Origin of the sequence: Propionibacterium freudenreichii subsp. freudenreichii (assembly GCF_000940845.1) — a bacterium.
GTDB classification, from domain to species: domain Bacteria; phylum Actinomycetota; class Actinomycetes; order Propionibacteriales; family Propionibacteriaceae; genus Propionibacterium; species Propionibacterium freudenreichii.
Window position 1 is genome coordinate 1,517,902 of record NZ_CP010341.1, and the last position, 18,320, is coordinate 1,536,221.

Annotated in this window: 20 protein-coding genes and 1 tRNA gene; 8 read left to right on the plus strand and 13 right to left on the minus strand. The window is 66.0% G+C overall.

The window, feature by feature from the left end; genetic code table 11:
• Nucleotides 1-40: 40 nt before the first annotated feature.
• From pheT to infC, 7 genes are all read right to left on the minus strand, one after another.
• On the minus strand, nucleotides 41-2,569 hold the full coding sequence (pheT, locus tag RM25_RS06520) for a phenylalanine--tRNA ligase subunit beta (protein WP_013161269.1): 2,529 nt from the start codon (nucleotides 2,567-2,569) through the stop codon (nucleotides 41-43).
• Complete coding sequence (gene pheS / locus RM25_RS06525; protein ID WP_013161270.1) at nucleotides 2,566-3,660, minus strand: phenylalanine--tRNA ligase subunit alpha; 1,095 nt, start codon at nucleotides 3,658-3,660, stop codon at nucleotides 2,566-2,568. The genes pheT and pheS overlap by 4 nt, the downstream gene beginning before the upstream one ends.
• 155 nt (nucleotides 3,661-3,815) lie before the next feature.
• Complete coding sequence (locus RM25_RS12750; RefSeq protein WP_013161271.1) at nucleotides 3,816-3,992, minus strand: hypothetical protein; 177 nt, start codon at nucleotides 3,990-3,992, stop codon at nucleotides 3,816-3,818.
• Nucleotides 3,992-4,852: a TrmH family RNA methyltransferase gene (locus tag RM25_RS06530; RefSeq protein ID WP_013161272.1), complete on the minus strand. Its 861-nt coding sequence runs from the start codon at nucleotides 4,850-4,852 to the stop codon at nucleotides 3,992-3,994. The genes RM25_RS12750 and RM25_RS06530 overlap by 1 nt, the downstream gene beginning before the upstream one ends.
• A 10-nt stretch (nucleotides 4,853-4,862) precedes the next feature.
• Entirely contained in the window at nucleotides 4,863-5,234 is a 372-nt protein-coding gene (gene rplT, locus RM25_RS06535) for a 50S ribosomal protein L20 (protein WP_036939223.1), read from the minus strand.
• 45 nt (nucleotides 5,235-5,279) lie between these two features.
• Complete coding sequence (gene rpmI / locus RM25_RS06540; protein ID WP_013161274.1) at nucleotides 5,280-5,474, minus strand: 50S ribosomal protein L35; 195 nt, start codon at nucleotides 5,472-5,474, stop codon at nucleotides 5,280-5,282.
• Nucleotides 5,475-5,541: 67 nt separating this feature from the next.
• Nucleotides 5,542-6,243, minus strand: a complete 702-nt coding sequence (infC, locus tag RM25_RS06545) for a translation initiation factor IF-3 (RefSeq protein WP_230579835.1) — start codon at nucleotides 6,241-6,243, stop codon at nucleotides 5,542-5,544.
• 332 nt (nucleotides 6,244-6,575) lie between these two features.
• Between infC and RM25_RS06550 the strand changes: the two genes are divergently transcribed.
• Nucleotides 6,576-7,058: a hypothetical protein gene (locus RM25_RS06550; protein ID WP_013161277.1), complete on the plus strand. Its 483-nt coding sequence runs from the start codon at nucleotides 6,576-6,578 to the stop codon at nucleotides 7,056-7,058.
• A 63-nt stretch (nucleotides 7,059-7,121) separates the two neighbouring features.
• Here RM25_RS06550 and hisG read toward each other — a convergent pair whose 3' ends face one another.
• Nucleotides 7,122-7,985: an ATP phosphoribosyltransferase gene (gene hisG, locus RM25_RS06555; RefSeq protein ID WP_036939227.1), complete on the minus strand. Its 864-nt coding sequence runs from the start codon at nucleotides 7,983-7,985 to the stop codon at nucleotides 7,122-7,124.
• Between the two features lie 66 nt (nucleotides 7,986-8,051).
• Nucleotides 8,052-8,318 carry a phosphoribosyl-ATP diphosphatase gene (locus RM25_RS06560; protein WP_013161279.1) on the minus strand — a complete coding sequence of 89 codons (267 nt, stop codon included), beginning with the start codon at nucleotides 8,316-8,318 and terminating at the stop codon, nucleotides 8,052-8,054.
• 172 nt (nucleotides 8,319-8,490) lie between these two features.
• Here RM25_RS06560 and ftsH point away from each other — a divergent pair, with 172 nt between their 5' ends.
• Entirely contained in the window at nucleotides 8,491-10,641 is a 2,151-nt protein-coding gene (ftsH, locus tag RM25_RS06565) for an ATP-dependent zinc metalloprotease FtsH (protein ID WP_013161280.1), read from the plus strand.
• A 109-nt stretch (nucleotides 10,642-10,750) separates the two neighbouring features.
• On the opposite strand, the gene mshC is transcribed toward ftsH, so the two are convergent.
• Nucleotides 10,751-12,007 (minus strand): cysteine--1-D-myo-inosityl 2-amino-2-deoxy-alpha-D-glucopyranoside ligase, encoded by a 1,257-nt coding sequence (gene mshC, locus RM25_RS06570; protein WP_013161281.1) that lies wholly within the window; start codon nucleotides 12,005-12,007, stop codon nucleotides 10,751-10,753.
• Nucleotides 12,008-12,073: 66 nt separating this feature from the next.
• Here mshC and RM25_RS06575 point away from each other — a divergent pair, with 66 nt between their 5' ends.
• Nucleotides 12,074-13,063 (plus strand): aldo/keto reductase, encoded by a 990-nt coding sequence (locus RM25_RS06575; protein ID WP_013161282.1) that lies wholly within the window; start codon nucleotides 12,074-12,076, stop codon nucleotides 13,061-13,063.
• Between the two features lie 17 nt (nucleotides 13,064-13,080).
• Here the strand turns inward: RM25_RS06575 and RM25_RS13520 are convergent, their stop codons facing one another.
• Nucleotides 13,081-13,332 carry a DUF5703 family protein gene (locus RM25_RS13520; RefSeq protein ID WP_013161283.1) on the minus strand — a complete coding sequence of 84 codons (252 nt, stop codon included), beginning with the start codon at nucleotides 13,330-13,332 and terminating at the stop codon, nucleotides 13,081-13,083.
• Nucleotides 13,333-13,546: 214 nt separating this feature from the next.
• On the opposite strand from RM25_RS13520, the gene RM25_RS06585 reads away from it, so the two are divergent.
• The 5 genes from RM25_RS06585 (at nucleotide 13,547) to RM25_RS06605 (ending at nucleotide 16,452) form a co-directional block, all read left to right on the plus strand.
• Nucleotides 13,547-13,635 (plus strand) — tRNA-Leu (locus RM25_RS06585).
• A 321-nt stretch (nucleotides 13,636-13,956) separates the two neighbouring features.
• Nucleotides 13,957-14,175 carry a hypothetical protein gene (locus RM25_RS12595; RefSeq protein WP_057374908.1) on the plus strand — a complete coding sequence of 73 codons (219 nt, stop codon included), beginning with the start codon at nucleotides 13,957-13,959 and terminating at the stop codon, nucleotides 14,173-14,175.
• A 61-nt stretch (nucleotides 14,176-14,236) separates the two neighbouring features.
• Nucleotides 14,237-14,557 (plus strand): hypothetical protein, encoded by a 321-nt coding sequence (locus RM25_RS06590; RefSeq protein WP_013161285.1) that lies wholly within the window; start codon nucleotides 14,237-14,239, stop codon nucleotides 14,555-14,557.
• Nucleotides 14,558-14,603: 46 nt separating this feature from the next.
• The gene (locus RM25_RS12600; RefSeq protein ID WP_144406049.1) at nucleotides 14,604-15,101 is read left to right on the plus strand and encodes a hypothetical protein; all 498 of its coding nucleotides are present in this window, start codon (nucleotides 14,604-14,606) and stop codon (nucleotides 15,099-15,101) included.
• Nucleotides 15,102-15,615: 514 nt separating this feature from the next.
• A complete protein-coding gene (locus tag RM25_RS06605) occupies nucleotides 15,616-16,452 on the plus strand; it encodes an undecaprenyl-diphosphate phosphatase (RefSeq protein ID WP_013161287.1) in 837 nt (278 codons plus the stop codon).
• Between the two features lie 70 nt (nucleotides 16,453-16,522).
• On the opposite strand, the gene RM25_RS06610 is transcribed toward RM25_RS06605, so the two are convergent.
• Together RM25_RS06610 and RM25_RS06615 are read right to left on the minus strand one after the other, a co-directional pair.
• Entirely contained in the window at nucleotides 16,523-16,909 is a 387-nt protein-coding gene (locus RM25_RS06610) for a NifB/NifX family molybdenum-iron cluster-binding protein (RefSeq protein ID WP_013161288.1), read from the minus strand.
• Nucleotides 16,910-16,911: 2 nt separating this feature from the next.
• Complete coding sequence (locus tag RM25_RS06615) at nucleotides 16,912-18,168, minus strand: TrpB-like pyridoxal phosphate-dependent enzyme (RefSeq protein WP_230954624.1); 1,257 nt, start codon at nucleotides 18,166-18,168, stop codon at nucleotides 16,912-16,914.
• Nucleotides 18,169-18,320: the final 152 nt, after the last annotated feature.

Below are 18,320 nucleotides of genomic sequence, written 5' to 3' on the forward strand. Positions count from 1 at the left end.
TGCCGGGCCCATTCGGGACCCGGCAAGCAGCAGCCGGCCGTCAGGCCTGCCGCGCCTGGGCTCCCAGCTCACTGACCGCCGCCGCGAGCGCATTGTCGCGGGCCTGGGCGGCCTCCGACTGGGTCAGGGTGCGCTCCGGGCTACCGAAGCGCAGGCTGAATGCCAGGGACTTCTTGCCCTGTCCGGTCTGCTCGCCGCTGTAGATATCGAACAAGGCAATTGACTCGAGCAGCGGACCGGCCCCCGTGCGGAGGACCTCTTCGACATCCGCCGCAGCGACCGTGTCATCGACGATGAGGGCGACATCCTCCTTGGTGAGCGGGTAGGGCGACAACTCGTGAACCTCACCGCCGGTCGGGGCGTTGGCCAACAGCACATCCAGGTTGATCTCCACGGCGCAGCTGCGGGCCGGCAGCCCGCATGCTTCAATCACGCGGGGATGCAGCTCCCCGGCAGCACCCAGGCTGACCAGGTCACCGTCGGAGTTGCGAATGGACAGCTCAGCGCACCGGCCGGGATGCCAGGGCATGATCTCGGCCTGCGAGCGGATCAGGCGCAGGCCGACTGCATCGGCCGCCGTCTGCGCGAACAGCACCGCATGCGTCCAGTCCACCGGCTCGGCCGGGCCGTTCCACCTGGCAGGCAACCAATTGCCGGCCAGCACTGCCGAGAGCATGTGGGGCTGGTCGGGCAGGGAGTTCAGCAGGGCATCAATCTCGGCATCGCTGGGGCGGTGGGACACATCCGGCATGGGAGCCGGGGGCAATTCGCCACCGAGGAAGACCGAACCCTGCTCGAACAGCGCCACATCATCCATACCGCGTGAGGTGTTGCGGTTGATGGCCGCGAACAGTCCGGGGAGCAGGGTGGTGCGCACATAGGGCTGGGCGTCCGACAAGGGATTGGCCAGCTTCACCAGCCGATGCTGATCGGCCTGGGCCGGCAGCCCGAGCCGGTCAATGTCGTCGGTGCCCACGAAGGGCAGGGTGACGACCTCGACGAAGCCCGCCTCAGCAATCGCGTTGAGAACCGCCCGGCGTGACTTCTGGACGGCGGTCAGCCCCTGTCCGGCCTCGGCCCGCGGCACGACCGCATTGACCACTTCGAGGCTGAGCTTGCGTCCGACCTCCTCCACGTAGTCGTAGGGGTCCACGAGATCGGTGCGCCAGGTGGGCGGCACCAGGGACAGCCGCTCGCCACGCCTGGTCACCTCGATGTCGGATCCCTTGAAGACGCTCAATACCTGGTCGGGCTCGATGCGGGCGCCGAGGATTCTGGCCGGCAGCCCGATGTCGATCGACTGCCCGGGCATCTGGGGCACGCGGCCCACGACAGTGGCACCGTCGGCGATGGTGCCCCCCGCCAGTTCGACCAACAGTCGCGCCGCCATCCGGGCAGCTGCACAGCACACGCCGATATCGGTATCGCGCTCGAAGCGCTTCGAGGCCTCCGACGGCAACTTGTGCAGGCGGTAGGTACGACCGATGGTGCCGGGTGAGAAGTGCGCCGCCTCGATGACCACATTGCGGGTCGAGTCACTCAACTCGGTGTTGAGGCCGCCCATGACACCAGCCAGGCCGATGGGGCCCGAATCGTCGGTGATCAACAGATCTTCGGCACTCAGCTCGCGATCGACGCTGTCCAGGGTGGTGAGGCGCTCCCCCTGATGGGCCTTGCGCACCACGATGGGGCCCAACAGCTGGTCGGCGTCGTAGGCGTGCAGCGGCTGGCCGGACTCGAGCATCACATAGTTGGTGATGTCGACCGGCAGGCTGATGGAGCGCATGCCACTGGCCTCCAGGCGGTGGCGCATCCACGTCGGAGTCGGGGCGAGGGCGTTGATGTCGTGGACGACCAGGTCAACGAACAACTCACAGTCGTCCGATTCGACACGCACCGGGTAGGCACCCTGGCTGGGCTCGGGAACGCGGCGGGAGTAGATGTCGTTGTAGGGCACATCGAACGCCTGCGCCGCTTCGCGGGACAGGCCCCTCATCGACAGGCAATAGCTCATGTCGGGGGTGACATCAATGTCCAGGATCTCGTCGGGCACGCCGAGCAGGGCCATCGCCTCGGAGCCCAGTCCGGCCCGGGAGGCCTCATTGGCGGGCAACACGATGATGCCGGTGTGGTCCTCCCCGATACCGAGCTCATCGGCAGCGCAGATCATCCCGTCGGAGACGTGTCCATAGGTACGTCGCGACGAGATCTTGAACCCGCCGGGCAACTCGGCACCGGGCAGTGCCACCACCACGTAGTCGCCCTGGGCGAAGTTGTCGGCCCCACAGATGATGCCGCGTCCGTCGGTGACGTCGGGGTTCTCATCGGTGATGTTGAACTGCTCTCCACAGTCCACATGGCACCAACGGATGGTCTTGCCGTTCTTCTGGGGCTCCTCGACGAAGCTCACCACCCGACCCACCACGACCGGACCGGTGACCTGGTTGCCCATGAGTTCGATGTGCTCCACCTGCAGGCCGGTGCGCGTGAACGCGTCGGCAAGCTGCTGGGTGGTGACGCCATGGGGCAGCTCAACCAGGGATCGCAACCAACTGATCGGTGCCTTCATCGTGCTCCTCCTACCAACGAACGGCTGAAACGAACGTCGCCCTCGACGAAGTCACGCAGGTCGGGCGCGTTGTTGCGGAACATGACGGTGCGATCGACTCCCATGCCGAAGGCGAATCCGGAATAGACGTCGGTATCGATGCCGGCGGCCTTGAGCACGCGGGGATTGACGATTCCGCAGCCACCCCATTCGATCCAGCCCTCGGACTTGCACGTCCGGCAGGGACGGTCGGGGTTGCCCACCGATGCGCCATGACAGACGAAGCATTCGAGGTCGACCTCGGCGCTGGGCTCAGTGAACGGGAAATAGTGGGGACGCAGGCGCGTGCGGATGTCGCCGAACATGGCCTTCGCCAGGTGGTCGAGGGTGCCCTTGAGGTGACCCATGGTGATGCCCTTGTCGACGGCCAGGCCCTCGAGCTGGTGGAACACCGGCAGGTGGGTGGCGTCGTATTCGTCGGCACGAAAGACCTTGCCCGGGCTCACCACGTAGATGGGGAGCTCGCGCTGCAGCAGGGCGCGCACCTGCACCGGGCTGGTCTGGGTGCGCATCAGCTTGTGATCGCTCGCCGGCTCCACGAACAGGGTGTCCGACATGAACCGGGCCGGATGGTCGGGCGTGAAGTTGAGGGCGTCGAAGTTGAGCCATTCGGCCTCCAGCTCGGGGCCCTCGGCGACCTCCCACCCCATGGCGATGAAGACATCGCACATGTCGTCGATGAGCGCCGTCAGCGGATGGCGGGCACCGACCGGGTGCTCGCGCACCGGCAGGGTCACGTCGACCCGCTCGGACTCGAGCTGGGCGGCGAGCTCACTGTCAGCGATCTGCTCGGCCCGCTCCTTCAGTGCCTTGTTGACACGGCCGCGTGCCTGACCGATCAGGGCGCCGGCGGTCTTGCGCTGGTCCTTCGGCATTGAACCGATCCGGCGGTTGGCCAGGGCCAGCGGCGACTTGTCGGCGGCATGTGCCGCCCGCGCCTGCTTCAATTGCGCTGAATCCTTCGCAGCAGCGATCGCCTTGATCGCCGCATCAACCATGGCCTCGACGTCAGCGGCGTCGAGCGGTTGGGCAGTGTCCTGTGGCCCCGACATGGGCTCTCCTCGCATCTGGCTCATCACCGCGTGCCCACTCGGGTCGGCGCGGACGTACCTTTCCAGTCTAGGAGGACGCACCCAACCACGCGATTCCGTATCGCGGCGCAGCCCGCGTGGCCGGTCATGGCAATTGTGCGTTAGCCCGGTGATCCTCAGTCGTGGGGGCTGGCCTGATCGGGATGCGCCGGGTCGCGCTGCCCGGCACCAGTCCCTCGCGGATCACCTCGCCCCCGCAGGCGGGCCCGACGTCCCAGCAGGAGGAAGATGCCCGCGCACACCACGGAGGCGAGCATCAGGACAATGATCACGACGTTGACCACGATGGCCATCAGTGGGACCCCTCCGGATTCGGCTGCTGTTCGGGTGCGCGACGCTGGGCGCTCGCAGTGGCATAGAGGCAGATGGCGGCGGCCGTGGACAGGTTCAGGCTCTCTGCGGCACCCCACATGGGCACGGCGGCCACGCGATCGGCGAGCTCAAGATCGTGGCGCGGCAGTCCCCATGCCTCATTGCCCATCAGCCACGCCGTGGGCTGCCCCAGCTGACCGGCCCCGGCCATGAGGTCCACCGGTTGCCCGGAACCGTCCGCGGCAAGCACCTGGAGCCCACTGGCATGCGCCCACTCGATCGCCCCGGTCAACTCCACCCCGGAGATGATCGGGAGGTGGAAGATGCTCCCCACCGAGGCCCGCACCGTCTTGGGGTTGGTGATGTCGACGGAGCCGTGGGTCAGCACCACCGCATCCGCCCCGAAGGCATCCGCGCACCGCACCACGGTCCCCGCATTGCCCGGATCTCGCACCTGGGCGCAGATCACCACCAACCGCGGCTCCGCGATGTCCTCGAACCGGGAGCCCGACCAGTGACAGACCGCGATGATTCCCTGGGGGGTCTTCGTGTCGGACAGGCTCGCCAGGTCGGCGCTGCTGCCCTGCACCACGTCAATGAGCTGGCCATCGTCCAGGGCGAGGTCGACCAGCTCCTGATGCCGTGCCGGGTCATCAACCACGAGGGTGTCAACGGCCCCCGGGGACCTCAGTGCCTCGCGGACGGCCTGGGCACCCTCGGCCAGGAAGAAGCCGGTCTCGGCACGATGCTTGTGCTGTAACAACCGACGAGCCGAACGCAAGGACTCCCCGGAGATCTCCGGGAGGCTTGCGTTCGGCTCGTGGTTGGCGAACTGCGCCATGCTGATCCGCTCAGGCAGCCTTGGCGGCCGGCTGGTTGTCCTTGGCCACCTTCACCAGTGCGGCAAAAGCGTCGGAATCAAAGACGGCCAGGTCGGCGAGCATCTTGCGATCAACCTCAACGCCGGCATTCTTCAGCCCATTGATGAAGCGGTTGTAGGTCATGCCCTCGGCACGGCACGCCGCATTGATCCGCTGGATCCACAGCGAGCGGAAATCGCCCTTGCGAGCCTTGCGGTCGCGGAACGAGTAGGTGGCCGAATGCAGCACCTGCTCCTTGGCCTTGCGGTACAGACGCGAACGCTGGCCGCGGTAACCCGAGGCTGAATCCAGAATCTCACGACGCTTCTTATGCGCATTCACTGCGCGTTTGACGCGTGCCATGGTCTTACTCCTTGCTTATTGAAAATCAGTGGTGGAAGGCGTCGGTCACTTACCGAGCAGCTTGCGGGCCTTCTTGGCGTCGGGCTTGGTCAACACGGCGTCCTGGCCCAGGCGGCGAGTCTGCTTGGTGGGCTTGTGCTCGTTCAGGTGCGCCTTGCCGGCGCGGGCATGCATGACCTTGCCGGTGCCGGTGATCCGGAAACGCTTCTTCGCACCGGAGTGCGTCTTCATCTTGGGCATATCTCGCTCCATTCGGTTGACCGTCCGGGGTGCCGGACGGCTGGTCTGTCAGTGACTTCGGTTCGACTCAGACGTCGATATCCGGATCCATGTTGTCAGCCGGGCCGCGCTTCTTCTTCGGCTTGGTTTCCTTCTTGCTGGCCTCGCGCAGGCGTGCTTCCTCAGCCTTTTCGGCGGCCGCCTCTGCCTGGCGCTCTGCCTGCTTGCGGGCCCGTTCAACCTCGTGGTCGGCGCGGGCATCGCTCTTCTTGCGGGTGGGCGACAACACCATATGCATATTGCGCCCCTCCTGCTTCGGGGACTGCTCGACAACACCGTCGTCGCTGACGTCCTCGGCCAGGCGGCGCAGCAGGTTGAAGCCCAACTCGGGTCGCGACTGCTCGCGGCCCCGGAACATGATGGTGATCTTGACCTTGTCGCCGCCGCGCAGGAAGCGCACGACATGGCCCTTCTTCGTCTCGTAGTCGTGTCCGTCGATCTTCGGGCGAAGCTTCATCTCTTTGATGACGGTGTTCGACTGGTTGCGCCGCGATTCGCGGGCCTTCTGCGCATTCTCGTACTTGAACTTGCCGTAGTCCATGAGCTTGCAGACCGGGGGACGTGCCCCGGGAGCAACCTCGACCAGGTCGAGATCATGTTCGCGGGCAAGCTGCAGCGCCTGCTCGAGGCGAACAATGCCGATCTGCTCCCCGTTGGGTCCGACGAGGCGGACTTCGGGTACCCGGATCCGCTCGTTGATGCGGAGTTCGTTGCTGATTATGTCCTCCAATGATGTGGCCAATGTGGTGCACCGCACGAAAAAGGCCCTCACCCGCGGGTGAAGGCCTCAGAAACGCATCACGGAGAACCGGGCTGGCCGGTCATCCGCTCCATCGTACTGACCCAGTCGGCTGCTCACGTGACGCTCCATCGGAGCATCGACTGAGCCGAACAAGGTGGGAGTCCAGGCCTCCACTTGTGGGATCGTCCGTCGTGCGACGTCGATCAACTCAACTAGTTTAGCTCGTCACGGCGTCGAAACCGAATTGCCGCGTGCCAGGGCCCCGACGGTACCTGCTGCCCGGGCGAGGCCCCGCGGCATCGATGTGCAAGTCTTGAGCCATGAGTCCCACGACACTGGCCCTGATCGTCGCCATCGTCCTCGTGCTGGTCGGCCTGCTGGTCGCCTTCCTGGGTTGGCGCCGACGCCGCAGTATGCGCACCGTGCTACGAGGATTGAGCCTGGGCCTGCTGTCCGCAGGGCTGTGGGTGACGGGCATCCTGTCGTTGCTGGCCGATGCCGCTCGGGGCATCTGGCACTGGGTGCGCGATCAGCACCTTGACACACGTATGTGGACCGGGATCGGGATCGCCGCCGCCGGAGTCGTGGTCTTCCTCATCTCCTCGGCCCTGGAACCGGTGGGAAGGGCGGAGGGCCGACGTCGACGCGAGGCCCTGCTCGCACCCCAATCCGCACAGCAGCCGGTCACCGGGGCTGCGGCCACCGCACCCTCGGGGCAGGCGGCGGGCCCCGGCGCGGGACTGGATGACCCCGACGAAGACGCTGAGATCACCGCGATCCTGAAGAACCACGGCATCCACTGACGGACCGGGCGCGGTGCCCCGACCGGGTCCGCCGCGCATCGCCCCGCCACACGGGGACGCTGACTACAGCCGGCAGGCCGCGACCTCGGTCACCAGGATGGCCCGCGCGCCCAGATCCCACAGGTCATCCATGAGTCGTTGGGCCTCGGAACTGGGCACCATGGAACGCACCGCCACCCATCCCTCCCGCGCGAGCGGCGAGACAGTCGGCGATTCGAAGCCGGGGGTCAGGGCACTTGCCTGGTCAAGGATCTCGGAGGGGCAGTCGTAATCCATGATCACATAGCTGCGCGCCACCAGGACGCTGGAAAGACGCCGGGTGAGGTGGTCCAGGGCCGTCTCGTCGAGCTCCCCCTCGCTGCGGCGGATGAGGATTCCCTCGGACTCAAGGATCGCGTCGCCGAAGAGCGCCAGACCCGCCTTGCGCAGGGTGGTGCCGGTCTGCACGACATCGGCAATGGCGTCCGCCACGCCCAGGGCGATGCTCGACTCCACGGCACCGTCCAGGTGCACCAGCTTCGCGGTGAGGCCGTGCTGGTCCAGGTAACGACGCAGCAGGCCCGGGTAGCTGGTGGCGATCCTCTTGCCCTCGAGGCCGGCCACACCGGGCACGGCACCGCGGGGGGCGGCGAAACGGAAGCGACTGCGCCCGAAGCCGAGCGGCAGGATCTCGGTCGCGGCAGCGCCGGAATCGATCAGCATGTCGCGCCCGGTGATGCCCAGGTCGAGGGTCCCCTCACCCACGTACACCGCGATATCGCGCGGACGCAGGTAATAGAACTCGACCCCGTTGGCCTCGTCGAGGAGCACGAGCTCCTTGGAGTCGGTGCGCTGCGCATAGCCCGCCTCGCGCAGCATCTGCGCGGCGGCCTCCGACAGCGAGCCCTTGTTGGGCACGGCGATCTTCACGTAGTTCTCGTCACTCATCAGGAATCCTTAGAACGGTGCATGGTGGGCTTTCCCGGATGCCCCTTGGAGCGGGGGCCGCGTGGCTCACAGGTGGCGGTAGACGTCCTCGAGGGACAGGCCCTTCTTCACCATCATCACCTGGCACCAGTAGAGCAGCTGGCTGATCTCCTCGGCCGCCATGTCAAGCGTCTCGTACTCGGACGCCATCCAGACCTCGGCGGCTTCCTCAACCACCTTCTTGCCGATGGCGTGTACGCCCTCGTCAAGTTTGGCGACGGTGCCGGAACCGGCAGGACGTTCGGCGGCGATCTTGGTCAGCTCGTCGAACAATTGGTCAAAGGACTTGCTCACGCGCCCAAGCCTAGTGCAGGGGCCTGCCGGGGCTGCTCGGTATCACCACGATCGCGCACGCCGACGAAGCCGGACACCGCCGCGGGCCTGCTCGTGGGGGCCAAACGAAATCGCTGGTGGGAACGCGTTGGTGGTGGCGTTTAGGATCGGTGATGAATACCAGGAGGTATCCATGGCCAGACGACCAGCGCACACGGATGACGTGCCCGATCAGGACACCAACCGTGAGCAGGACGCGCCCAAGAATTGGCGCAGTGAGGCACCCCAGGGGCCTCCTCCACTCGACTCCCCCAAGCCGTGGCATACCGAGGGCCTGCCGAAGAAACCATCGGACGGGGACCGGCCCAAGCGCCCCTTGTGGATGCGCTTCGTTCCGTGGCTGATCCTGCTGCTGTTGTTCTTCATCGGCATCAACTGGTTCAACGCGGTGCAGGCACCCCCGACGATCAGTTACAACGAGTTCATCACCCAAGTGAAGGCCGACAACGTGCAGTCGGTACACGCCAAGGGCGATTCGATCGACGGCGTGCTCAAAAAGGCCGCCATCGCACCGGACACCTCAGAGACCAAGAAGGGTGAGAGCTACACCAAGTTCACCACCGAGCGGCCCACATGGGCGAACGACGACCTGCTGACCGAGCTCAACCAGCACAGTGTCACCGTGTCGGCCGTCTCGCTGGTCAACCAGACGAGTCCGTGGGTGAGCCTGCTGGTCGCCTTCGTGCCCTGGATCCTGATCATCGGCGTCTACGTGTGGTTCATGAACCGCATGAGCAAGGGCGGCGGCATGGGGGGCCTGGGCCTGAAACGTGATGTCAAGCCCGTCGAGAAGGACACCGTACGGGTCAACTTCTCCGACGTTGCCGGTATCGACGAGGTGGAGGACGAGGTCCGACAGATCGTCGACTTCCTGCGCAATCCCGACAAGTACCGCAAGGTGGGGGCGCGAGCCCCGAAGGGAGTGCTGCTGGAGGGCGAGCCCGGAACCGGTAAGACCCTGCTGGCCAGGGCAACCGCCGGCGAGGCCGAGGTTCCCTTCTTCAGTGCGTCTGCCAGCGAGTTCATCGAGATGATCGTCGGTGTCGGTGCCCAGCGTGTGCGCCAGCTGTTCGAGGAGGCCCGGAAGGCCGCGCCCGCCATCATCTTCATTGACGAGATCGACGCGATCGGACGCTCGAGGGCGTCCAACCGCTCCCTGGGTGGCAATGACGAGCGCGAGCAGACCCTGAACCAGATCCTCACCGAGATGGATGGCTTCGACGGCACCGAGGGGGTCGTCGTGATGGCGGCCACCAACCGCGCCGATGTGCTGGACCCGGCGCTGACCCGTCCCGGCCGCTTTGACCGTGTCATCACCGTCAGCCCGCCCGACCAGAAGGGACGGGCCGCGATCCTGCGGGTGCACACCCGCGAGATCCCGACCGCCAAGGACGTGAACCTCGACCAATTGGCCGCCTCCACGCCGGGCATGACGGGCGCCGATCTGGCGAACCTGGCCAATGAGGCCGCCCTGCAGGCTGCAAGCCGCAACGACACCCAGGTGTACCAACGCGATTTCACCAATGCCCTGGAACAGATCCAGCTCGGCGTGGCCCGCTCGGTGGTCATTCCTGACGATGAGCGACGCCGCACCGCCTACCACGAGTCCGGGCATGCCCTGCTCGGCATGCTCCAGAAGGGTGCCGACCCGGTGCGCAAGGTCTCGATCATTCCGCGCGGCCAGGCGTTGGGCGTCACGCTGTCGACCCCCGACACCGACAAGTACGGCTATGACGAGCAGTACCTGTTGGGACGCATCGTGGGGGCATTGGGTGGCATGGCCGCCGAGAATGCGATCTTCGGCGTGGTCACCACCGGCGCCGAATCCGACCTCAAGCAGGCCACCGCCATTGCCCGCCAGATGGTGGGCAAGTGGGGCATGAGCGAGAAGGTCGGCCCGGTCATGGTCCTTCCCGACGATGCCGACCCGCGCCAGATCGGGATCAGCGACGAGACGCTGTCGACGGTCGATGGTGAGGTCCGCAGGATCATCGGGGAATGCCAGGACAAGGCGGTCAGGCTGCTCAAGGAGCACCGGGCCCAGTTGGACTCCATCGCCACCAAGCTCCTCGAGAAGGAGACCCTGGACGAGAACGAGGTCTATGCGGCCGCAGGCATCGATCGTCCCCGCGATGACTCGAACCTCTCGGGCGCCGAGGCCTCGCCGGCCGCCCCCGCACCGCCACCCGATACCCCTCCTGACGACTCCGGCACCGCGGCCCCGGCAGGGCCCACCCCACCGTCGAGCCTGTGGGGACCGCCACAGGGAAGCCCCTCGAGTTGAGGGACTGACCGGCCCGCGCACGGTGACGGGTGACACCGGACCATCAGATGGAGGGGCCCCGGACCAGTTGGTCCGGGGCCCCTCCATCTGTCCCTTTGCGGGGTTGGCGCTACAACCGGATGCCCAGCAGGGCGTCCACGGCCTGTGAGATCTGCTGCGGCGCGGCCAGGTCGTCTCCGTCGCCCGCCAGGACTGCCGAACTCCATTCATCGACGACCGCCAGCGCCGTGGGCGTATCGAGGCCCTCCCGCAGGGCGCGGCGAATGTCCGCGATGACCGGCACCGCGTCGGTGCCCGAGGAGGCCCGCGTGGCGGCACGCCACGCGTCAAGGCGACGCTGCGCATCATCCAGCCCGGCCTGTGTCCACGACCAGTCGGAGGCGTAGCCGTGCGCCAACAGCGCGAGCCGGATGGCCATGGGATCAACGCCCTGGGCGCGCAGCTTGCTGACCAGCACCAGGTTGCCGAGCGACTTGCTCATCTTCTCGCCGTCCAGACCCACCATGCCGACATGGATGTACGCCTCGGCGAAGGGCTTGCCGGTCGCGACGATCGCTTCGGCCGCACACATCTCGTGGTGGGGGAACGCGAGATCGCGCCCACCTCCCTGCACGGCGAAGTCCTCGCCCAACCGGTTCAGCGCCGTGGCGGTGCATTCGATGTGCCAGCCCGGCCTGCCGCGTCCCAGCCGCGAGTCCCAGGCCGGCTCCCCGGGACGTTCCATGCGCCATACCAGGCAGTCCAGGGCGTCACGCTTGCCGGGACGTTCCGGATCGCCCCCGTGCTCGGCGAACTCCGAGATCATGTCCTGCCGGCTGAGATGACTCTCGGTACCGAAGCCGGGTGCCTTGCCCACCTCGAAATACCAATCGGGATACTGCGGATCATCAACCTGATAGATGGTGCCCTGTTGGCGCAGCCGTTCGATGAGCTCAACGACCTCATCGATGATCGAGGTTGCCGGCACGTACCAGCGGGGAGGCAGTACCCGCAGGGACTCCATGTCGTCGCGGAAGAGCTGGGTCTGGTCGCTGGCGAGCTCGCGCCAGTCAACCCCCGTGGCCCGTGCCCGCTCCAGCAGCGGATCATCGACGTCGGTGACATTCTGCGCATAGCGCACGTTGAGGCCGAGGTCACGCCAGACCCGGTCGAGGACATCAAACATCACATAGGTGAAGGCATGCCCCATATGCGTCGCATCGTAGGGGGTGATACCGCACACATAGAGACCGGCATCACCGTCTGCCGGTCCGATCGGTACCGCTCTGCGGTTGTTCGTCGTGACCATGACAAGGCGTTCAGGCACCTTCTGGTCGCTCGGACTCGCAGGGATCGTCGGGACTTCCACCGTGGGCCAGGCTTGCATGAGGCCAAACCTACTCGGCCCGCACTAGGCTTTCGGAAACAGTGGTCGTTCGTGGAAAGGGGCCAGATGCGCACCCGGCGGGTCGGCGCCAGCGGTCTCGAGGTGAGCCAGCTGGGCCTTGGCACGATGACATGGGGTGGCGACACCGACCTCCCCACCGCCACAGATCTGGTGACCACCTTCGTGGGCGCGGGGGGAACCCTGGTCGACACGGCCCCCGCATACGGGGGCGGAGCGGCCGAGCAGATGCTGGGTCGGATCATGCGCACGACACTGAACCGGGAAGACGTGGTACTCGCCACGAAGGCGGGTTTCGGGGTGCGCGACGGTCACCAGGTCATCGACACCTCCCGCAAGGCCATGCTCAACGACCTTGCGGGATCGCTGCGCCGCCTGCGCACCGACCACGTCGACCTGTGGCAGGTCCATGCCTGGAGCGACACACCCCTGGACGAGACCCTGGCGGCCCTTGACCAGGCCGTCCGCTCCGGGATGGCCCGCTATGTGGGGGTGTGCAATTACATCGGCTGGCAGATCGGCACTGCCGCCACATGGCAGGAGGCCGTCCCCGACCGCAATCGGCTGGTCAGCGCCCAGGTGGAGTATTCACTGCTGGCCCGTCGGGCGGAGATCGAGGTGGTCCCCGCCCTGAAGCACCACGAGATGGGCCTGTTCGCCTGGTCCCCCATCGGACGCGGTGTACTGACCGGCAAGTACCGCACTGGCACGCCACGCGATTCCCGGGGTGGCCGCAAGCACTTCAGCTGGTTCGTGGAGCCCTACCTGGAAGAGCGGAGCCGGGCCGTCACCGACGGCGTGGCACGTGCTGCCGAGGGATTGGGCCTGACACCGGCCCAGGTCGCGCTCCTGTGGGTGCGCGACGCACCCGGTGTGACCGCGCCGTTGTTGGGCGCTCGCACCACCGAACAGTTGCAGGCCTACCTGGGACTCGACGACGTACGCCTGCCCGAACCAATCATTGCGGCCCTGGATGACATCACGGGCGGACCCAATCAGGGGCGGGCGCCTGCACATCGGGTCGACGCCGACGCCTGAGCCGCCTGTGGGGGCGACTACACGAGTGCGGTCAACCGGGCCCGGATGACCTTCCTGCGCAACCACACCTCGCGCGAACCATCGCGGTACCGCCTCAGCCGGGCCAGTTCCCACCCGTCATGCTCAGCCTGCTCGGTCAACAGGCGACGCACCTGGTTGCGGGTGACCTCACGCGTCAGCCTGAGGCACTGCTCCTCCGTTTCGACACCGGAACGCTCTCGCCTCCGGAGCCTGGTGGACGCGATCCACGAGCTGGGCAGGTAATCCATGGCTTCTCCCTGTTCACCGGTACCGGTCGATCGGATCGGATTCGCCGGTGCACGCGATGATAGCGCCGCGTTCACAACGCCCACGCCGTGGCGATGACAGCTCGGACACGGTTGCACGCGTACACGCGTGCAGGGCGGACACGGATGCACGCGTTCGCGCGCGCGAGCCAAGGAATGCTATGGTTTTGGGGCGTTGCAGGAAACTGCACACAGTGTCCGGGTGGCGGAATAGGTAGACGCGCTAGCTTGAGGTGCTAGTGCCCGTTATAGGGCATGGAGGTTCAAGTCCTCTCTCGGACACCATCGTTGAAACCCTCTCTGACAAGGGGAAGCACCTAGTCGGAGAGGGTTTTTCATGCCTCTCTCGTGCCCGTGCGGCCGCTGACGGACGCTCCGATATGCCGACATCTGGCACGTGTGCGGCACGTCACTGGCACGAAAACCGAGGAGGCCGACCCATGGGACGACGTGGATTCGGCTCCATCAGGACGCTGCCGTCGGGAAAGTACTAGGCCCGCTACACCGCCCCCGACCTTGGCGTCCACAAGGCCCCATGACCTTAACCAGGAAACAGGACCCAGAACGCTGGCTCGCCGCCGAGGAAGACCTCATCTCCCTGGGAGTGTGGGCCGCGCCAAAGATCCGGGCCGCGAAACCCAAGTGCACGTGCGTCGGGACATGGATCGAGAAGGTCATCCAGCGCGCGCCAGCCGCACCCGCAGACCGCTGGCACAAACCACGTTCGACGTGCTGTGGGTCACCGACGACGTGATGAAGGTGCGCATCGAGCACCTTCATCCGCCTGAGCGGGCGTGGATCGAGAAGAACCTCGCAGGTCCCTGAAACTGTCACAGGCCCCCGATAGATTCCTGACAAGACACCCGCCGATCCGAAGGACTCCCCCATGGCCACCAACGAACCCGACATCGCCGCCAAGCTCCTCGAACACCTCGACGCCAAATACGCCGCCGGTCAGCTGAGCCCAGCCGAACACGAGGCACGCAGAACCAGGCTGCTGGCAGACATCCAGCGGGGGGCCTACAACCGGCCGAGCGTTTCAACCATCGTCGGTCACTTCGCCTTCGGAATCATCCTTCTCGCCCTATGCGTTGGCATTGCGGGAGCCGGCGGCGGCCTGGTCGCTGGCCTGATGGTCATTGGCGGATTCGTGTTGATCGGCATGGGAGCGGGACGCCTGGTCAAGAGGATCCGACTCAAGATCTGACCAGGTTCTGTCACGTCAGTACCCACCAACTCGAAGGACTCCCGACATGAAGCACGCCCACCGAATCCTCGCCCTGGTCGCCGCAGCACCGTTGCTGCTCACCGCCTGCGGATCCAATGACGGCAGCACACCCGCATCCACCCCGAGCTCAAGCACTCCTACTACCGCAAGCGCCTCCCATTCAGCGACCCCAAACGTAACGACCCGGCCAGCCTCAACGACCACCCTGACTGCCACATCTCCCAGCGACCTACGCAACAAGCTCACCGCATCCGGCCTGGCCTGCACCGGCTGGCACGAGACACTGGAATCCGGCTTAGCCGGGACCTGTTCCGGCAACATCCGTCTCGTAGTGAACGGCGATCCTGGAGAAGCCTCCTGGGACCGCTTGTACGAAGGCAACCGAGATCTGTTCAAGAGGCTGGTCGGTTCAGACCAGTACTCTTCCCTGAAAATGATCATCGACGCTAACTGGTATGCACTCGTCCCCGCAGCCCAAGCCTCCGACCTGGCTGCCGCGACCGGGGCGCAGACGTACAAGTGATAGTCCGTGCCTCACGGCCAGACAGAGACTAGCTAGCCCCTGAGCGATAATCACCGAAGCCGCTCCCGGCGGTCCCCGTCTGGCACGAAACATAATCCCAGCCACGTTTCCCCTTGTCATGGGCACTCTGCGGGAAGGTTCACGTCCTCTCTCGGAAACAATGCGTAACACCCCTCTGACAAGGTGAAATGCCTCGTCAGAGGGGTTTTTCGTGCCTGAGGGCACGCAACGCGGGACTCCAATCCGTGCCAGATGTCGCACGCCTGCGGTGCATGGTGCTCAACCGGTGCCCGGCTCACCGGGGCCGGGACGCGACCCACATCACGCCAACCGGGGGCACCGGGATGGACCGCCGGTCTGGCGATGGCGACATTGCATCGGCCTGCGGACCGATATCAGTGCGGCACGCCGATCACTGCGTCAACGCGGCGCAGCACACGGCTAGCCTAGGTGGCTGTCAGGATGGCTGCGGCTCGAGCATGGCCCCAGCCGCGCCTGCGAGCAGAGAGCGCACATGAACCTTCTCCACGCCATTCTCCTGGGCATCGTCGAGGGAATCACCGAGTTCCTTCCGGTGTCCAGTACCGGCCACCTGAACATCGTCGAAAAGCTCCTCGGCTACCAGATCGACTCCCCCGGCATGACCGCGTTCACGGCGGTCATCCAGGTGGGGGCGATCATTGCCGCCATCGTCTTCTTCTGGAAGGACATCGTCGCCATCGTGGTGGCCTGGTGTCGCGGGATCGTCCATGCCGACAAGCGGGATGACCCGAACTACCGGATGGGCTGGGCAGTGATTCTGGGATCCATCCCGGTGGCCGTGGTGGGCCTGGCATTCAAGAACGCGATCGAGACGACCACTCGTTCCCTGTGGGTCATTGTCGGGGCGCTGCTGGTCTGGAGCATCGTCATGGCCATCGCCGACAGGCGTGACCATGGCGAGCGCACCATGGTGGACGTGACGTGGAAGGACGGGCTCATCATCGGGCTGTTCCAGGCCCTGGCCCCCGTATTTCCGGGCATCTCGCGTTCGGGCGCGACGATTTCGGCCGGCCTGTTCCGGGGGATGGATCGTGTCTCGGCAACCAAGCTGAGCTTCTTCCTGGGAATCCCCGCGCTGGTGGCTGCCGGCGGCATGGAGGCCATCAGCCAGGCGGGGGCCATTTCGGCCCAGGTGGGTTGGCTACCCACGGCCGTGGCGACGGTCGTGTCGCTGGTGGTCGCCTATGTGTCCATCGCCTGGTTGCTGCGCTTCGTGTCCAAGAATTCCTTCACGGGGTTCATCGTCTACCGCATCATCCTGGCCGCAGTGATCATCGTCCTCATCATGATGGGCGTCGTGGCTGCCTGACGCCTCGAACAGAACGCACGAGGGGGACCGCACGGCCGTGCGGTCCCCCTCGTGCGTTTCTGCCTGCTGCCTACTTGTCGTCTTCCGACTCAAGCCGCTTGACCACGGCCAGCACTGCGTCGCGGGCGGGCATCTCCGGCACGCCGACAACGACCGCGAGGCCGAGCTTGCCCAGGGTGTTGACCATGGGAGGACCCATGTGGCCGGCGGCCGCAACCGTCACCGAGTTGTCACGCATGAAGCGCACGATCCGGGCGTGATGCTGGCCATGCTCGCTCTGGTCATGGAGGACGTCCCAACCGACCTGCTCGGTGCGCCAGTCGGTGATGGCACCATCCTCGACGGTGGCGATCGCCATTTCGGGGGCACGGCCGAAGCGTGGCTCAACATCACCGGTAGGGGTGACCGGAATGGCCACCACCTGACGGCCGAGGCCATTCACGTTCTCAGTTGTCATGGTCAGACCCTACCTTCGTAGGCCGGCAGGTCGAGCACGCCATTTCCCGATACCCCGATCACCACGACCTCGTCGGGTCGCGCCGAGGTCGTCACATAGTCGAGGGCTCCGGCAATCGCGTGGGTCGATTCGGGCGCCGGGATGATTCCCTCACTGCACGCGAAGAGAACACCAGCCCTGAAGGAGGTGTCCTGGTCGATGGCCGTTGCCCCCATCAGCCCCAGGTGCACCGCGTGGGACACCATCGGGCTCATCCCGTGGTAGCGCAGTCCGCCGGCGTGGATCGCTGGCGGGACGAAGTCGGTTCCCAGGGTGTACATCATGAGCTTCGGGGTGAGCCCGGCGACGTCGCCGAAGTCGTAGCGGTATTCGCCCTTCGTGATCGAGGGTGCCGCCTCGGGCTCGCAGGCCATGAACCTGGTCGTCGTGCCCTCCCGCAGGTTCTGGCCGATCAGGGGGAAGGTGATGCCGGTCAGGTTGGAGCCGCCGCCGGCGCAGGCGAAGACGATGTCAGCCTGTTCCTCCCCCGCCGCCGCCAGCTGCTCAAGCAGTTCCTCACCGATGACGCTCTGGTGGATCATCACGTGGTTGAGCACACTGCCCAGGGCGTAGTGGGCGCTCGGATCGCCCGCAGCCACCTCAACAGCTTCGCTGATGGCCATGCCCAACGATCCGGTGGTGTCGGGCATCCGGTCGAGCAGTTCGCGCCCCGAGGCCGTGAGGTCGGAGGGCGACGGATGGCAGCTCGAGCCGTAGACCTCCATCTGGTAGCGCCGGTAGGGCTTGGCGTCGTAGGAGGCCCGCACCTGCCACACCTCGGCGACCATGTCGAACAACGCACAGGCGAAGGCCAGGGAGGCTCCCCACTGGCCGGCTCCGGTCTCGGTGGTGAGCTTGGAGATCCCCTGGGCCTTGTTGTAGAAGGCCTGCGCCACCGCGGTGTTCGGCTTGTGCGAGCCGGTGGGGCTGACCCCCTCGTACTTGTAGTAGATCTTGGCCTTCGTGCCAAGTTCCCTCTCCAGCCGACGGGCACGCACGAGGGGGCTCGGCCGCCACAGTGCGTAGACCTCACGGATTGCCTGGGGAATGTCGATATAGCGCTGCGTGCTCACCTCCTGGGCGATGAGCTCCTCGGCGAACAGGGGCGCCAGATCGTCAGCCGTCACCGGCTCATCGGTGGCCGGGTTCAGGGCCGGCGGCATGGGCTCGGGGAAATCCGCATTGAGGTTGTACCAGCGGGTCGGAACCGTGGACGGCACGGCTGTCCCGAGTGTGTGCAGGACCTCGGATGTCGCGTCGGATGAAGGGCCTGGGTTCTGGCTCACTGTGGTTGCCTCCGGTCTTCTGTCGTGGTCATTGCCATGGGACGTCACCGCCCCCCCCAACACGGCAGGTGTCCGGCTTGGGTGAC

What these genes read in the sequence shown, in the direction of transcription:
- RM25_RS06575 (WP_013161282.1), top strand. Translation starts at nt 12,074, where the DNA reads ATGCGCACCCGGCGGGTCGGCGCCAGCGGTCTCGAGGTGAGCCAGCTG.
- rplT (WP_036939223.1), bottom strand. Translation starts at nt 5,234, where the DNA reads ATGGCACGCGTCAAACGCGCAGTGAATGCGCATAAGAAGCGTCGTGAG.
- rpmI (WP_013161274.1), bottom strand. Translation starts at nt 5,474, where the DNA reads ATGCCCAAGATGAAGACGCACTCCGGTGCGAAGAAGCGTTTCCGGATC.
- pheT (WP_013161269.1), bottom strand. Translation starts at nt 2,569, where the DNA reads ATGAAGGCACCGATCAGTTGGTTGCGATCCCTGGTTGAGCTGCCCCAT.
- RM25_RS06590 (WP_013161285.1), top strand. Translation starts at nt 14,237, where the DNA reads ATGGCCACCAACGAACCCGACATCGCCGCCAAGCTCCTCGAACACCTC.
- ftsH (WP_013161280.1), top strand. Translation starts at nt 8,491, where the DNA reads ATGGCCAGACGACCAGCGCACACGGATGACGTGCCCGATCAGGACACC.
- pheS (WP_013161270.1), bottom strand. Translation starts at nt 3,660, where the DNA reads ATGTCGGGGCCACAGGACACTGCCCAACCGCTCGACGCCGCTGACGTC.
- RM25_RS06605 (WP_013161287.1), top strand. Translation starts at nt 15,616, where the DNA reads ATGAACCTTCTCCACGCCATTCTCCTGGGCATCGTCGAGGGAATCACC.
- RM25_RS13520 (WP_013161283.1), bottom strand. Translation starts at nt 13,332, where the DNA reads ATGGATTACCTGCCCAGCTCGTGGATCGCGTCCACCAGGCTCCGGAGG.
- RM25_RS12750 (WP_013161271.1), bottom strand. Translation starts at nt 3,992, where the DNA reads ATGGCCATCGTGGTCAACGTCGTGATCATTGTCCTGATGCTCGCCTCC.
- mshC (WP_013161281.1), bottom strand. Translation starts at nt 12,007, where the DNA reads ATGCAAGCCTGGCCCACGGTGGAAGTCCCGACGATCCCTGCGAGTCCG.
- RM25_RS06610 (WP_013161288.1), bottom strand. Translation starts at nt 16,909, where the DNA reads ATGACAACTGAGAACGTGAATGGCCTCGGCCGTCAGGTGGTGGCCATT.
- hisG (WP_036939227.1), bottom strand. Translation starts at nt 7,985, where the DNA reads ATGAGTGACGAGAACTACGTGAAGATCGCCGTGCCCAACAAGGGCTCG.
- RM25_RS06550 (WP_013161277.1), top strand. Translation starts at nt 6,576, where the DNA reads ATGAGTCCCACGACACTGGCCCTGATCGTCGCCATCGTCCTCGTGCTG.
- RM25_RS06530 (WP_013161272.1), bottom strand. Translation starts at nt 4,852, where the DNA reads ATGGCGCAGTTCGCCAACCACGAGCCGAACGCAAGCCTCCCGGAGATC.
- RM25_RS12600 (WP_144406049.1), top strand. Translation starts at nt 14,604, where the DNA reads ATGAAGCACGCCCACCGAATCCTCGCCCTGGTCGCCGCAGCACCGTTG.